Origin of the sequence: Vibrio sp. V10_P2A27P122, from assembly GCF_963874335.1 — a bacterium.
Classification (GTDB): Bacteria; Pseudomonadota; Gammaproteobacteria; order Enterobacterales; family Vibrionaceae; genus Vibrio; species Vibrio anguillarum.
The window spans coordinates 1-13,776 of record NZ_CAWNHY010000210.1 but is presented as its reverse complement, the minus strand read 5'-3'; the positions used below and the strand labels follow the sequence as shown (position 1 = coordinate 13,776).

Below are 13,776 nucleotides of genomic sequence, written 5' to 3'. Positions count from 1 at the left end.
ATACACATCGCCCCTTTCACACATACTGTTTCACAAATTCAATAAAAGTACGGTCGGCATTAGACAAATAGCCCTCTTTGCGCCATGCGAGGGCTAAATCTAACCAGACTGGCGGTTCAAAAGGGATCGCTCGTACATCCGGTTCATGCTCCGTTACAAGCTCTAATAACGCAGTCACTGCGTACTCATGTTTGACAATACTTAAAATCATTGGCAACAGATTGGTTTCAAAAGAGAAATGTGCGCTGAGCTTATGCTCTTTACACACTTTATCAATGAAGTCGCGGTGGAAATAACCGGGCTTAAACATTACCAATTCATGCTCAAAAAAGGTCTTAAAATCTATCGATTCTCGTTGTGCTAACTCATGTTCTTTCCCCACTACCGCCACCATTTGCGATGATAAGAGGGGATCAACCTCTAAATCCGGAGGAAGATCATGATTGAGGATCACACCAATATCTAGCTCACCACTGAGCAACATTTTTCTAATCGACTGAGTTCCCGCTTCTATCACCGTCATTTTTAGCAAGGGAAAGTGACTTTTAAAAGCCATTACAATTTCTGGAAAGAAATAGGATCCCATCATGCTCGGCGCGCCGAGCCTCACTTCGCCTTTGACGAGCCCTTTAAGCTCATCCATCGCCAATTGTGCATCTTCAAGTTGCTGCAAAATACGAGTGGCGTGTTCATATAACACTTGCCCTTCATGGGTCAGCGTCACTTTTCGCTCATCTCTTTTTAGCAAAACAACCCCTAATTGCTGCTCAAATTTTTTAATCGAAATGCTAAGCGCTGGCTGCGCAATGTGCAATTGCTGGGCAGCCAAAGTAAAGCTGCCGCATTGAACTACAGCCGAAAAATGTTTTAGATGGCGAGTATCCATAGCTTTATGGTTCCACAGAATCAAACGAAGCGAGGTTCGTCCAACGAGGTTTGGATATATTTTATATATCACGACGATATTTTTAATATATTTTATTAATCACCAAGCCACTGCTACTGTGATCACAGATACATAACGTAAGTGAAGCGTAATCATGATCGAAATTGGCAGTAAAGAATACCGAAAAGTCACTTGGGGACTTGCGCTCGGCTCGTTCTTAGTCTTTTGTAATCTCTATCTTTTTCAGCCAATGTTGCCCTACCTTGCTACGCATTTTGCGGTTTCAGAAACCCAAATTAACTGGTTATTTGCCGCATCAACCCTCGCACTCTCCGTCAGTTTAGTCCCTTGGGCAATCAGCTCTGAATCCTTTGGCCGCCGCAAAGTGATGTTATTAGGGCTATTCATGATGCCATTAATCGGCAGCTTAATGTTGATCAGCCAACAGCTATGGGTGCTGGTTTTAACACGTGCACTAATGGGTGTCGCATTGGCCGCCTTTGCTTCGGTTGCCGTGGCTTACATGGCTGAGGAGCTTTCGCCTCAAGCATTTAGCCAAGCGATTGGCGGCTATATTGCTGCGAATTCATTAGGTGGCATTAGTGGCCGAATTTTAGGCGGTATATTGACCGATGCCTTTGGCTGGCAACAAGCCGTGATTGTGATTGCCATACTCACTTTCGTATGCGCCATCATTGTGCTGTGGTTACTGCCCATTCAACGCAATTTCACGCCGCAACGAGGCTTGTTCTTTCACCACAACCGTGCGCTGGTAAAACATCTTTCTAACCGCACACTGTGGCTAGCGATGCTGATTGGTGGTACTAACTTCGCGCTGTTTGTTAATCTCTACTCAGTGATGGGCTTTCGGCTTGTCGCCGAACCCTACTCGCTACCGATTGGCTTAGCATCATTGATCTTCCTATGTTATTTGGCGGGAACACTCAGCTCGAAACTGACCGCCAACTGGACAAAACGCTACAATGCCATTTCGGGCATGATGTTGGGAGCCTTGCTCAGTTTATCGGGGATGTGGCTAGCCTTGGTTGAATCAATCCCGTTTATGCTGATCGGTTTAATGCTGATCAGTTTCGGCGCGTTTTTTACTCATACGCTTGCCTACTCATGGGTGAGCCAAAAGGCCAGCAGCGCAAAAGCAACCGCGACCGCTCTGTATTTGGTTCATTATTATGTGGGTGGCAGCCTCGGCGGGTTTTTCCTACTCTATTGCTGGCAAAATGGCGGTTGGGCGGTGGTGGTATCGGGTGGAATGGTGTTGTATGTGGCGATGTTTTTTCTCTGTTGGAAATTGCGCCATGATGACCGCGCCCTTGCGTACCGCAAACCGCTGCATGAATTGATCAAGTAGTGTTATCCACTCACTTTATCAAAAGACTCATGTTATGCTTGCGCCAAATTGACTGTTTTAATAAGCACTATGAGCGTAACGATAAATAAAACCGCCATCACAACTGAAGTCGAACAGTGGCTTAACGATGTGGTGATTGGCTTAAATCTCTGCCCTTTCGCCGCAAAACCACAACGTAACCAGCAGATCAAAATTTTCGTCAGTGAAGCCGTTACTGAAGAACAGTTGCTGCAAGACATTTTGCAACAATTGCTAGAGTTAGAAGGCAGCTCGGCACAGTCTCTTGAGACTACCTTAGTGGTAGTGCCAAACATGCTCGAAGATTTTTTTGAGTACAACTTTTTTATCGATTGGGTCGAAGCATTAATTACGCAACAAGATTGGCAAGGCATCTTCCAAGTCGCTACCTTTCACCCTCACTACTGTTTTGGCGGCACACGCCCCGAAGATGACGAAAACCTAACTAACCGTTCGCCGTACCCGATTTTCCATCTTATTCGCGAAGAGAGCATGGAAAAAGTACTCAAACACTACCCTAACCCAGAAGCGATTCCCGATACCAATATCGCTCGTGTTAGTGCTCTAAGTGACCAAGAACGCCGCCAACTGTTTCCTTATTTGTTTCTCAATAAGTAACTCTGTTCTTTGACCAAACTGATGGCATGGGTCGCAGCTTTGCCATCAGTTTGTTACTATCCATTTTCTTACTATCAGTTTGTTACTACGCGTCACAATCCCTGTTAACCAAACCAATGGACCGAGATAATGCATTTATCCAAGCTTACTCAAGAGATTTACGATCATCTTTACCGCGATATTACCGAGTTTCGTAGCACCTTTGATCTCCCCGTTGCTGATGCCAGCAGCTTAAACGATAAAGCTGACACGTTGCATACTTCGCTCGCGATTGAAGAGTTGACTGAACTTGCTGAAGCTGACAATAAAACAGAACAAGCGGATGCGATCATCGATACTGTATATGTTTTGATGGGTCGTTTAGTCCACCTTGGACATAGCCAAGTGAGTGACAACTTAGCGATCAGCTATTTGATTGATCTTCTGCTCAATGTTGCCGTAAATCGTGGCATCGAATTTATTCCATGCTGGGATGAAGTACACAGCTCGAACATGAGTAAAGTGTGTCGCAATGAAAAAGAGTATGCCGATACCCAAGCCTACTATGCTGAACAAGGTATTGAGCTGATGGCCGTACAAAAAGGCGACTACATTATTGCTAAATGTGCACAAGATTTTGTCTCTGAAGGCAAAACGATTCGCCAAGGTAAAGTGCTTAAATCAGTCTATTACCGTCCTGCTGACCTTGCTTCATTGACGCAATAACCTTGCAAAGACTCAGATAAAAAAAACCACCTTGTGGGAGCAAGATGGTTAAGAGACTTATAAAAAGCCTAACAAGAACGAGAATGTATCGATTCTATTAATGCGATTGGCGTGCCAACTTTCACATAAAACCTAACTATTTGTTTTTAATAGACTTACTATTTTTATCATTCTATCTTCAGCACATTAATGCGCTAAAAGTGTGCTGACTGCACGACAGTTGTGCTTTTAATCAAAGATAAGGTAAGGCTTTCCTTCAACAACAACCTGCTTCACCTGAGTCTGAAACGCTGCACTTAACGCTTGGCTCTCTAATACTTGTTCAACCGAGCCGGAACTTTGCAATACGCCATCTTGCAGTAACAGAGCGCGATCGGCATGGCGCAATGTTCGATTGAGATCGTGATTGGCCATCACTACCGCTATCCCTTGCTGTGCAACCTCTTCAATCAAACGATAAAGCAACCCTTCTTGAGCAATATCAAGAGGCGCCGCAGGTTCATCTAATATCAATAACTGCGCGTAAGGGTTTAAGGTTGGCCAAATTTGCAAACAAATACCGGCCAAGCGGACACGTTGCCATTCGCCGCCTGACAGTTGGTGAATGGAACGATGCAATTTGTCTTGAATATTCAATCGTTGAGTGAGATGAACCACGGCTTGATTAACAGCCTGAGAATGTAAATCGGCGCAACTGGGGATCGCTAAGGCAAGATATTGATAAACATCGACATTAAAAACAGGCTTGTCGTTTTGCGACAGATAAGCTCGGTGCAGTGACAGCGCCTCTAACGATGCGCTTGAAAGCTGAAGATCACCAATGTAGACCTCACCTTGGCTCTCTGTCACGCCAGCTAACGCCGAGAGTAAAGTGCTTTTTCCGCTGCCATTAGGCCCAATAACATGCAGCACCTCTCCCGCTTGGCAGGTAAAAGAGAGTGGTAATAAGCGTGATGAAACCTGCAGGCTATTAACGTGAATCATGGTTTTTCAACAACATCCAAATAAAAATCGGCGCACCAATGGTGGTAGTGACGACACCAAGTGGAAGCTCAGCAGCATTAAGCGCCGTTCTGGCAACGGTATCCGCGCAAACCAGTAAGAGTGCGCCGAACAGAGCCGACATAGGTAAAAGGTAGCGGTTTTCAGAACCAAACGCCAAGCGCAATAAATGCGGAACAACCAACCCAACAAAACTGATCACACCGCCCAATGCCACCGCAGCTCCTACCAGCAGCGACACGGAAAAAATCAATTTCCAACGTAGTCGATGCACATCCACACCTAACTGCTTTGCATGAGTTTCGCCCAACATCAGTTTGTCTAACGTTTTTCCTTGCAGAGCAAGCCAGATGATCACCGGAAGCGCAGCTAATGAAAGCGTATGTTGATACCAGCTTGCACCACCAATACTGCCCATCAACCAGTAAACCAGTTGCCTTAAACTGAGATCATTACTGAAATAAAACGCCCATGTCACCACAGCACCAGATAAAATACCCAGCGCCACACCGACCAACAGTAAGCGAGTTGTGCTTAAACGCATCACTTTAGCCATGCTGACCAGTAAAAGAGTAAACACCATCGCACCGGCTACGGCACAAAGCATGAAAATTTCAGGTGAGGCCAAGGCAGGGAAGAAAAACAGCACCACTACCATCGCCACACTGGCGCCACCAGAAATACCAAGCACGCCCGGCTCTGCCAAAACATTCCCTAATAGCACTTGCAGCGCCGCGCCTGATACGGCTAGTGAAGCACCAATGATGACGGCAGAGAGCAGACGAGGAGCACGAAGTTCAGTCACTAACTGCCATTCCAGTGGTGACCAAGTGTGAAATGGGCTGATAAAGAGTTCACCCACCATCAAATAAAACGCACTCATCGTAATCAACAATGCCAGCATAGCGTAGAGGGCGTAATGCCAGCGACGCTGTTTTTTTAAGAGTAACTGATTGAACGTCATGCGCTTATATGTAAGTAAGAGAAACAATAATGGCCTAACCTTACCGTTAAGCCATTTAAATAGAAAGTGATATACCAAAGCAATCGCCTGTTAACCTTGTTAACAGGTCAAAAGATTAACAAGCCAAAAAGTACCATCGGTTAATCGTATACCAATTGATCGTCTTCATAGCGTGTCGCCACTTTGCACACCATTAACGCGGCGCGCTGGCCTAATGCCACTTTTCGGTTAGGAAATACGATCGCTTCATCTTCATTTTTCGCCATGAGTGGCTTTTCACCATCATGACCAAATACCTCACCATGTTTAAACGCGGTGAAGTTTTCGACGTTATCATCAAACATGAAATCAAAATCGTCATGCAAACGGACGATGGTACGGCTGACACGATAAATGGTTGGCTTTCTTGGCAAGTGTTCAGGTGTCGCATTGGCTACCAAATCGCGCATGGCTAAGTCAAACGCGACTAATCGCTCTAGGTTGTTTTGACCAAGAGGTGCGACTTGCCCCAGCTCAAGCGTTAAAGCTTGCGCGGCAAAATTCTCTGCACTGTACCAACTGAAGGTACTCGAGGGTGAATTTGAAAGCAGCACCGCTTCGATATGCGCACTTTCAATCAATGCCATCAGCGCGCGGCTGCGGACAGGATGGCGAGATTTGGGGCTGACGGCAAACGAATAATGTTTGGAGTGACGAATCGCACAGTGCAAATCAAGATGCCACCGGTTTTGCTCAGCAGTGTGTTCGAAAAAGTCTTTCACTGTCTGTTTGAGATGCTGTGCAATCTCTCTTTCTAGGGAGGTATTGCCCTTTTTATCATCAAATAAACGGTTCAAATTTTCTTGCACGAAACGGGTATGTTGATTCGTCGCCTGAGGATGAGCCACAATAAATAAGCAGCGGTGTTGGACCGCTTGAAAACCTGACTGAATATCATCCACCAGCTTATTTACTAATTCCATTGGCGCAGTTTCGTCACCATGAATACCGCAAGAAATAATGATGTGCTTACTCTCATCGTTGAGATGAGCGGGAATCACTTCGAGCACTCCACGCGAGAGCACTTTAAGCGTAATACCAGCTGCCGTTTTGATTTCGCCAGTGACCATTTTTTGGTCTAAATCCAAACTATCAAATAGGAAAGATTGGCGGAAAAGGGACTTCGTCATGCGTTACTCCTTTATTGCACAGCGGTATGTTAATGAATTGTAGAAGCAATTTATGTTGAGGCGATCCCACTTATCAAGATGGATAAGGGTAAACTTAACTCATCAACGATCGTCTCAATACCTTATACAAAATACGCTTAACCAGAGGCCGGCGTTAATTGCCGGGAATTCTATCATTAAATCTGATAGTTACTCCATACTCTACTGCATGCTCACCCGGTGCTAAATTTGAATTCCGATGCTCTTCACACTCACATTCTCAGCGTTATCTTTTCCTATTTGGATATGAGTTAATGATTGATAGTCGATATTCAACACACTATACCAATGGCGGTTTTGCCAGTCAGTGCCTAGAACATAGGCAAGTATCATTCTGATTGTTCCACCATGAGCGATGATTAAAGTGTCTTGCTTAATCTCTTTAATCTGAGCCTCCCAAGCACGAGTTACACGCTGATGAAAATCGGCCAAGTTTTCTGCATTCGGTAGTTGATGTTGGGCCGGATTGGTCCACAAAGTTTCCACTACTGGCCACATCGATTGCAGCTCATCAAAGGCTACGCCATCGACGTCACCAAAATCCATTTCTTGGAAATCAGGCTCAATTTGGTAATCCAATTTCGGCTGCTGTAAAACCAGTTGTTGCGCTAAATCATGGCAACGGCGTAGCGGCGAAGTAATGATGTTTGAGAAGGAGTAAGGGGATCTCAGCAAAGTGTGAGCGATCTGCTCTTGCCGATGCGCTTCAACGAGCACATCTGTTTTACCATTGAGCGCAGGCCGACCGACGGTTTTACCGTGGCGCATCAAATAGAGATTGATCATTGTGAGCCTTTTAAAGCGATGTCGTTTAGAGCAGTGTTTTTTAAAGCGATGTCTTTTAAAACAATCGGTAAGCCCGCCGCAATAAAGCTCACTCGGGTTGCTAACTTGGCTAGCGCTTGGTTAAGCCAGCCCGCGTTATCGACAAATAAGCGCGAAATCTCCCCCATCGGGATCACGCCAAGGCCCACTTCGTTAGCGACGATAACCAAAGTGGCGGGCGTTTGCTCAACGGCAAAACAGAGTTGTTCGACTCGCTTTTTTATCTCCGCTTCGTGAGCTTGCTGGCCATGGTTGTAGATAACGTTATTCAGCCACAGCGTTAAGCAGTCCACCAATACCACATCATGTGCCGAAAAAGTGGCAATTAACTCAGGTAGTTGTTCAGGGCATTCGTGCTCTTGCCATTCCGACGTTCTTTGCTGCTGATGGTGAGCAATCCTTGCCTGCATTTCATCATCAAACGCAATCGCGGTGGCAACATAGTTAAGCTGAGCCTGCGGCAGCCGCATTAGCAGGGCTTGGTGTTCTTGCTTTGCGGCCTGTTCAGCGAAACAAGACTTACCGCTACGCGCGCCACCCAAAATCAAATGCACCATTATTCAATCATTCCCATGCTCAAATAACCCAACCCAGCGAATACAATAAGCAGCAGATAGATCAGCAGTTCCATAATCTGTTGTGCAGCGCCAAGGCAATCACCCGTGAAGCCACCAATACGCGCCATCAACCAAGCTTTGAAGAAAATACGAAAAACTACAGCAACCAATACCAAACTTAAGCTTACCTGCCAACCAAACCATAACGCAGGCGCTAAGCCGCACAGCAGTAGAAAAATGAGCTCTGGAAGGGTTTGTTTATTGGCTAGCGGCTTACTTTTGCTGCTATCGAGATCGCTTACATACGGCATGTCGAAAATCAACGATGCCGCTATCGCACGGCTAAAACTGTAGCCTAGTACCCACACCATTAATACGTTGCCATAACCAAGTAGCGCCTCTAAAAAGAGAAACTTACACAGTAGCGCCATCACTAAACTGGCCGCACCATAAGTGCCAATGCGGCTATCTTTCATGATGCTCAAACGGCGCTCAGCCGTCATTCCTCCGCCAATGCCGTCCGCCATGTCAGTTAAGCCATCTTCATGAAACGCCCCTGTTAATAGCAAACTAACCACCATCGTCAGTGCGATGCTTACCTCGTTTGGTAAAATCAGGATCAGCACACTGTAGATGGCACCGCAGATCGCTCCGAGTAATAGACCAACCAAGGAAAAATAGCGCCCAGATCGGTTCATTCGTTCACTGCAATAGGGCGTATTGTTAGGAATAGGAAGGCGCGAGAAAAAACTCAACGCCAACCAGAACAGCTCTAATTGATAAGCGAAAACGCGCAGCATTACACTGTCACTCCTGCGTCGGCAAAACTGGCCATGGTGTTGTAGAACTCGGCGGCCGCTTTGACCAAAGGTACCGCTAATACAGCACCCGTTCCCTCACCCAACCTCAACCCTAAATTAAGCAGTGGTGTCGCGTTTAACAGTTCCAGTACGCGTTGATGGCCCGATTCATGGGACTGATGAGCAAAAATCATCAACTCGCGGCAATCTGGTTCAATAAGAGTGGCCACATACGCGGCTACCGTGACGATAAATCCATCCACCAGAATCGGCGTTTGCTGCTGGTAAGCGCCTAAAAATGCTCCGACCATTTGCACAATTTCAAAGCCGCCTACTTCCGCAAGGACCGTTTCTGGATCCAAACCACGGCAGCGTGTTACGCCTTGCTTCACCAACTGTATTTTTTTCTGATATTGCTGTGTTGAAATGCCAGTGCCGTAACCAACACACTGTTCAACAGAATGTTTAGAAAGTGCCGCTAATATCGCAGAAGCACTACTGGTATTGCCAATGCCCATTTCACCAAACATCACCATATTGGACCCCGCACGGATCACCTGCTGCACGGCATGATTGCCTAGCAGTAGCCCTTGCTTCACTTGCTCTACAGACATCGCCGCTTGGCGAGCAAAGTTCTCCGTTAGGCTACCTAAGCGCTGCACAAGAAAGTGCGGATTGTCGCTTTCTACAGGGAGTAAAATCCCGCAATCTATTACTTTCATCTCGACTTGATTGCTGCGACAAAAACAGTTGATGGCCGCACCACCCGCCAGAAAGTTAAGCACCATTTGCTGAGTCACCGCGCTTGGCGCAATGCTAATGCCTTCATCTGCAATGCCGTGATCGCCAGCAAAGACCAATACTGTAGGCTTATGAATGGTGATCTGCTGAGTGGGCTGAGGCTGATTTTGACTTTGGATTAAGGCGAGCTGGTGTGCTAATGACTCAAGTTGGCCCAGCGCTCCCAACGGTTTAGTTTTTTGATCGATTCTTTGCTGTATTGCTTGGCTATGATCTTGTTTTAACATTGCTTCTGGGCTCTTCCATGAAAAGAGAAGAGTTTACTCGTATTCGCTAGTATCGGCTAGGTTTTGCCAGTTTAAGCCTAAAAAAACACCCCCTGTTTTCTACAAAATCAGGAGGCGTTTTTAGGTTTATATGGGCGCTATTGTCAAGCAGACACGCCTACAAAGGCTGGTTTTAACCCATGAAAGACATGATTACGACAAGCTAAACTTCCCGGTATTCACATCCGACCATGCGGCCATAATCGCTTGCTGAGGCTGAGAAGCTAATCCATCCATAAAGTTGCTTTCTCCCACCTTAGGCGCGAAGGAACTCATCGCTTGAATGAGGTTGTCTAACGCATTATCAGTCAAACAGGTATATTCCTGCTCACCTTGAGCGTCTTTTTCACCTAAACCGATAATAAGTTTGGCTCGATTATTTGCAAAATAATCATTGAAAGTCACACAACCTAACGCATCAAATAGCGTTTGATCGGAAGAGGTATCAGTATGGCGTGCCATAGAGATTTTCAGATCGTAACCACTACGCTCAAACCATAAACGGTTCCAATCAATACCGTTGAAGATGATGTTTTCACCTTGGCGAATATCTTCAACCACGTTATCGATCACCTCACCACTGACTACAAAACTGTCTACGCCAGCACTGCCTTTGAACGTATTTTGGTAACCCCCAAGCACCATGACATCGCTACCTTCACCACCGTTTAATGTGCTGAATTTTGAGATGGCGGCGGCAATTAAGTAATCCTCGCCCTCGCCAGTATTAATCGAAGCATGGTAACCCATCAGTTTGACTTCATCGTTTCCTTGGCCAGCATCAATTCGGTTGTGATTGCCAAAGACTCTCGCAAAGTCATTGCCTGCACCAAGATCAAGTTGGTTGTTATTACCGATGGTTACAGCAAAGTCTTGATCGTCTCCCATGTCCACACGGTTGAAGTTACCTGAAGTGACCGCATAGTCATTACCTGACCCCATGGTGATCTCACCACCTTCGCCAAAGACAAAGGATTGATCATCACCCGCGCCCATAAAGACGTGGTTAATGCGTCCGGCCACAACTGCCGTATCATTACCATCACCGCCGAACATCATGTTCTCGCGACCCATTAAAACGCCCATATCGTGGCCTTCACCGCCGGTGAAAATATTGGAGACTCCCGTTGCGTAGAACACATCGTCTCCACGTCCTCCCCAGAAGTTATTATTGTCGCCTAGATAAGCGCCGAGATCTTTACCGTCACCACCCCAGTTGAAGTTGTAATTACCCAGAGAAACGTTCATATCGCCATCCCCTTGCAAATGCCCACTGTTACGAAGGAAATCAAACGTTTTATCCTTCATATTGAGCAAATCGGCGGTGAGATTCTGCTTCAGATTACTGACCAATGATGCCATCTCTGCCTGCTTATCTTTGCTAAACATGGTGGCAAATAAATTGGGCAAATTGAGCGCATTAAAACCAAATGCGCGCTCTGGTTTGGTTTCTTCAACAGTGGCTGATACGTTTTCCGTTGCCGCAGGCGCGCCATTGAGAGTCACTTGCGCTGTATCGTTTTCCTCTGGTGCTTTCTCTTTCAGTCCATGACTTTCAGCAAAGGATTGAAGGCCATCAGCCCCCATATCGATTCCCGCTTTGAGGCTATCTAGCAATTTTTCTGGGTCAGTAAATGCGCTGAGCTGCTCACCACCAAACTCGCCAATCACTTCTAGCATCTCTTTTAAAATGGCAACGCCATCTACCGCTTCATCGGTACGAGAGACTATTTTGCCATCAGCGGTGTAATTGACACCGAAGATATCACCTAAAGTCGTCTCTGCACCGACCTCAGCAAATTTACCCAGCAGCTTATTCTTAAGCTGACGAGGCAAGTCTTGCGGATTATAGGTAAAGGTCGTTTGAGCCATTCCCGTTGCTGAGAATTGCTGGGTTAACACGCCAAACAATGAACCGAGATTGGTATCCAAAATCGCTTGGATGTTGTCTCCGAACATAAAGTTCCAGTTGCCCGTGGTGACCTGAATATCGGCTCCTTGGCCACCGACCGCGAAGTTAAAGGCCAACTTCTCGTTCATTTGACGGAACTTATCCGCGCGGCTCATCTTGCCAGTATCATGATTGCTATTGCCACTTAACCACTGGTTGTACTTTTTATTCAACGTTGCTTCAGCGTCAGACTTCAAGCCGCGGCTGCTGCGCTCATTCTGAGAGTCCAAATCAACCAAACTGCTGTAGTCAACACTGCTGGTTTGATCGAGACCAGACATCTCTTTGACAAATTTTTTCGCACCAGAGAGTGTCCACTGCTGTTCTTGAGCCGTTAACCAATCGGCACCCTTTCCTGATTGTGCGATGCTTTGTAATACTCCTGAAATACGTGATGCACCATCAAATGGATTGACCAGTGGCGGTGTCGGGATCGACTTATCCATCATCACGATAAGGTCATTACTGCGACCCATATTGAAACTTACGTTGCGGTTACCCATAAACATTTGAGCACCTTCAAGCGCCTGATAACCAGCGATGTCGACACTATGTTTGCTGTCACCATTACCAATATGAACCATGACATTGTTGTCACCAAAGGCCAGCGACTTAAAGCCTCCCGTACCCACTTTAATACCAACATTTGACGTACCCCAGTTAACTGCGGTGAACTCACCATCACCGACGTTGACCTGAATATTGCCCGAGTAGCTGAGCTTATTGTCACTGCCCGCCGATGCCGTAGTATCCGTTTCCGTTTTACGCTTTTCAGGTGCTTCAAACACCTCACTGTTGTCGCCGATGGCACCACGTGCTGGCTCATTAACATCACTCGCACCAACACGAGCAAGGTGGATATCCCCTTCCGCCACACCGTTACGAATGATCTCGTCACGTGCGGTAACTTCGCCTTGCGTATTCCAAGTCAGTGAGACTTTATTGTTTGCAGCCTTTTTTACCCAATTTCCATTGGCATCTTGAGTATGTTTGCGCCCTGTTGTGTCTACCGCTACATCAGAGTTGCGAACAGACACATCCACGCGAAGACCATTGGCATCCATGGCATTGATAAATTGATGGCCAAAGCCTTTCTGCTTGTCATCACTCACTAAAGAGCAACCGACAATACTGATATGGTCAGGCTTGTTGCTGATATTTTCCGCTTGGCCGAATGCCTGCTGGAACTTTGCCAATTTCACTGCAAGTTCATCGGCACTGTAGCCACTTAAGCGACTGTTGTTGTGTTCTGAATCATCACGCCCATGGCCAACCAATTGCCAGCGCAGCTTTCCATCCAGTTTCGATGGGTCACCATACACCACGCGATAATTCCCCTCAGAATCGAGCTGAACGACCACACTGTTTTCAGGATGCTTGCCAGCTAGATTTGCCGCCGCTTTTGCAACTACTGAATCGTTTTCCATTTGAACAATCACTTGGCCGTCAAAGCGCGTTTCACCGCCGTCCGCTATTGGGATGACGACAACATTTTCCCAGTTTTCTACGTTGTGATTCTGCACCTTGGTTAGAGAATTCAGGCTGGTAAGATGTAGGTTCTTAAATAGCGCTTTAAGGTTATCAAAAGAACGATGGACTTCTACTTTTTTCTCTTTCGGGTTGTAAAGGAAAGTTTTAATCTGGCTATGGGCAAAATGCTGACCAGTCCAAGGGTCAATAATTTTTGCAGAATCTGATGTCCCACCAACTCGGACAAATACATGATCACCCGAACCTTTCAGTTTCAGAAGCTCCACTTCACCTTGAAAATTGTACTTATCCATAATGAGATGAGCTGCATATAGT

At 46.3% G+C, this 13,776-nt stretch carries 12 protein-coding genes; 3 read left to right on the top strand and 9 right to left on the bottom strand.

What is annotated here, in order from left to right; genetic code table 11:
* Positions 1-16 precede the first annotated feature (16 nt).
* On the bottom strand, positions 17-886 hold the full coding sequence (locus AACQ17_RS08870; protein ID WP_026027359.1) for a LysR family transcriptional regulator: 870 nt from the start codon (positions 884-886) through the stop codon (positions 17-19).
* A gap of 154 nt (positions 887-1,040) precedes the next feature.
* Between AACQ17_RS08870 and AACQ17_RS08865 the strand changes: the two genes are divergently transcribed.
* The 3 genes from AACQ17_RS08865 to AACQ17_RS08855 all read left to right on the top strand — a co-directional run bounded on the left by AACQ17_RS08865 (position 1,041) and on the right by AACQ17_RS08855 (position 3,596).
* Complete coding sequence (locus tag AACQ17_RS08865; RefSeq protein ID WP_094147006.1) at positions 1,041-2,255, top strand: MFS transporter; 1,215 nt, start codon at positions 1,041-1,043, stop codon at positions 2,253-2,255.
* A gap of 69 nt (positions 2,256-2,324) precedes the next feature.
* Positions 2,325-2,891, top strand: coding sequence for a DUF1415 domain-containing protein (locus AACQ17_RS08860; protein WP_094147005.1), 567 nt, complete (start codon positions 2,325-2,327; stop codon positions 2,889-2,891).
* Between the two features lie 129 nt (positions 2,892-3,020).
* Complete coding sequence (locus AACQ17_RS08855; protein ID WP_010318603.1) at positions 3,021-3,596, top strand: nucleoside triphosphate pyrophosphohydrolase family protein; 576 nt, start codon at positions 3,021-3,023, stop codon at positions 3,594-3,596.
* 228 nt (positions 3,597-3,824) lie between these two features.
* On the opposite strand, the gene btuD is transcribed toward AACQ17_RS08855, so the two are convergent.
* The 8 genes from btuD to AACQ17_RS08815 form a co-directional block, all read right to left on the bottom strand.
* The gene (gene btuD, locus AACQ17_RS08850; RefSeq protein ID WP_017044830.1) at positions 3,825-4,580 is read right to left on the bottom strand and encodes a vitamin B12 ABC transporter ATP-binding protein BtuD; all 756 of its coding nucleotides are present in this window, start codon (positions 4,578-4,580) and stop codon (positions 3,825-3,827) included.
* Positions 4,567-5,562, bottom strand: coding sequence for a vitamin B12 ABC transporter permease BtuC (btuC, locus tag AACQ17_RS08845; protein ID WP_166538048.1), 996 nt, complete (start codon positions 5,560-5,562; stop codon positions 4,567-4,569). Before btuC ends, btuD begins: the two co-directional genes overlap by 14 nt.
* A gap of 140 nt (positions 5,563-5,702) precedes the next feature.
* Positions 5,703-6,731 (bottom strand): succinylglutamate desuccinylase, encoded by a 1,029-nt coding sequence (locus AACQ17_RS08840; protein ID WP_094147661.1) that lies wholly within the window; start codon positions 6,729-6,731, stop codon positions 5,703-5,705.
* A gap of 222 nt (positions 6,732-6,953) precedes the next feature.
* Positions 6,954-7,556 (bottom strand): histidine phosphatase family protein, encoded by a 603-nt coding sequence (locus tag AACQ17_RS08835; RefSeq protein ID WP_094147660.1) that lies wholly within the window; start codon positions 7,554-7,556, stop codon positions 6,954-6,956.
* Positions 7,553-8,152, bottom strand: a complete 600-nt coding sequence (cobU, locus tag AACQ17_RS08830; protein ID WP_094147659.1) for a bifunctional adenosylcobinamide kinase/adenosylcobinamide-phosphate guanylyltransferase — start codon at positions 8,150-8,152, stop codon at positions 7,553-7,555. Before cobU ends, AACQ17_RS08835 begins: the two co-directional genes overlap by 4 nt.
* On the bottom strand, positions 8,152-8,952 hold the full coding sequence (locus AACQ17_RS08825) for an adenosylcobinamide-GDP ribazoletransferase (protein WP_013856643.1): 801 nt from the start codon (positions 8,950-8,952) through the stop codon (positions 8,152-8,154). The genes cobU and AACQ17_RS08825 overlap by 1 nt, the downstream gene beginning before the upstream one ends.
* Positions 8,952-9,980: a nicotinate-nucleotide--dimethylbenzimidazole phosphoribosyltransferase gene (gene cobT, locus AACQ17_RS08820; RefSeq protein WP_013856642.1), complete on the bottom strand. Its 1,029-nt coding sequence runs from the start codon at positions 9,978-9,980 to the stop codon at positions 8,952-8,954. Before cobT ends, AACQ17_RS08825 begins: the two co-directional genes overlap by 1 nt.
* Positions 9,981-10,172: 192 nt before the next feature.
* Positions 10,173-13,776: C80 family cysteine peptidase (locus tag AACQ17_RS08815; RefSeq protein WP_240507676.1), on the bottom strand; the 3,604-nt coding region annotated here is incomplete at its 5' end.

Coding starts and splice junctions, on each gene's coding strand:
- AACQ17_RS08870 (WP_026027359.1), bottom strand. CDS start 886: ATGGATACTCGCCATCTAAAACATTTTTCGGCTGTAGTTCAATGCGGC.
- AACQ17_RS08865 (WP_094147006.1), top strand. CDS start 1,041: ATGATCGAAATTGGCAGTAAAGAATACCGAAAAGTCACTTGGGGACTT.
- AACQ17_RS08860 (WP_094147005.1), top strand. CDS start 2,325: ATGAGCGTAACGATAAATAAAACCGCCATCACAACTGAAGTCGAACAG.
- AACQ17_RS08855 (WP_010318603.1), top strand. CDS start 3,021: ATGCATTTATCCAAGCTTACTCAAGAGATTTACGATCATCTTTACCGC.
- btuD (WP_017044830.1), bottom strand. CDS start 4,580: ATGATTCACGTTAATAGCCTGCAGGTTTCATCACGCTTATTACCACTC.
- btuC (WP_166538048.1), bottom strand. CDS start 5,562: ATGACGTTCAATCAGTTACTCTTAAAAAAACAGCGTCGCTGGCATTAC.
- AACQ17_RS08840 (WP_094147661.1), bottom strand. CDS start 6,731: ATGACGAAGTCCCTTTTCCGCCAATCTTTCCTATTTGATAGTTTGGAT.
- AACQ17_RS08835 (WP_094147660.1), bottom strand. CDS start 7,556: ATGATCAATCTCTATTTGATGCGCCACGGTAAAACCGTCGGTCGGCCT.
- cobU (WP_094147659.1), bottom strand. CDS start 8,152: ATGGTGCATTTGATTTTGGGTGGCGCGCGTAGCGGTAAGTCTTGTTTC.
- AACQ17_RS08825 (WP_013856643.1), bottom strand. CDS start 8,952: ATGCTGCGCGTTTTCGCTTATCAATTAGAGCTGTTCTGGTTGGCGTTG.
- cobT (WP_013856642.1), bottom strand. CDS start 9,980: ATGTTAAAACAAGATCATAGCCAAGCAATACAGCAAAGAATCGATCAA.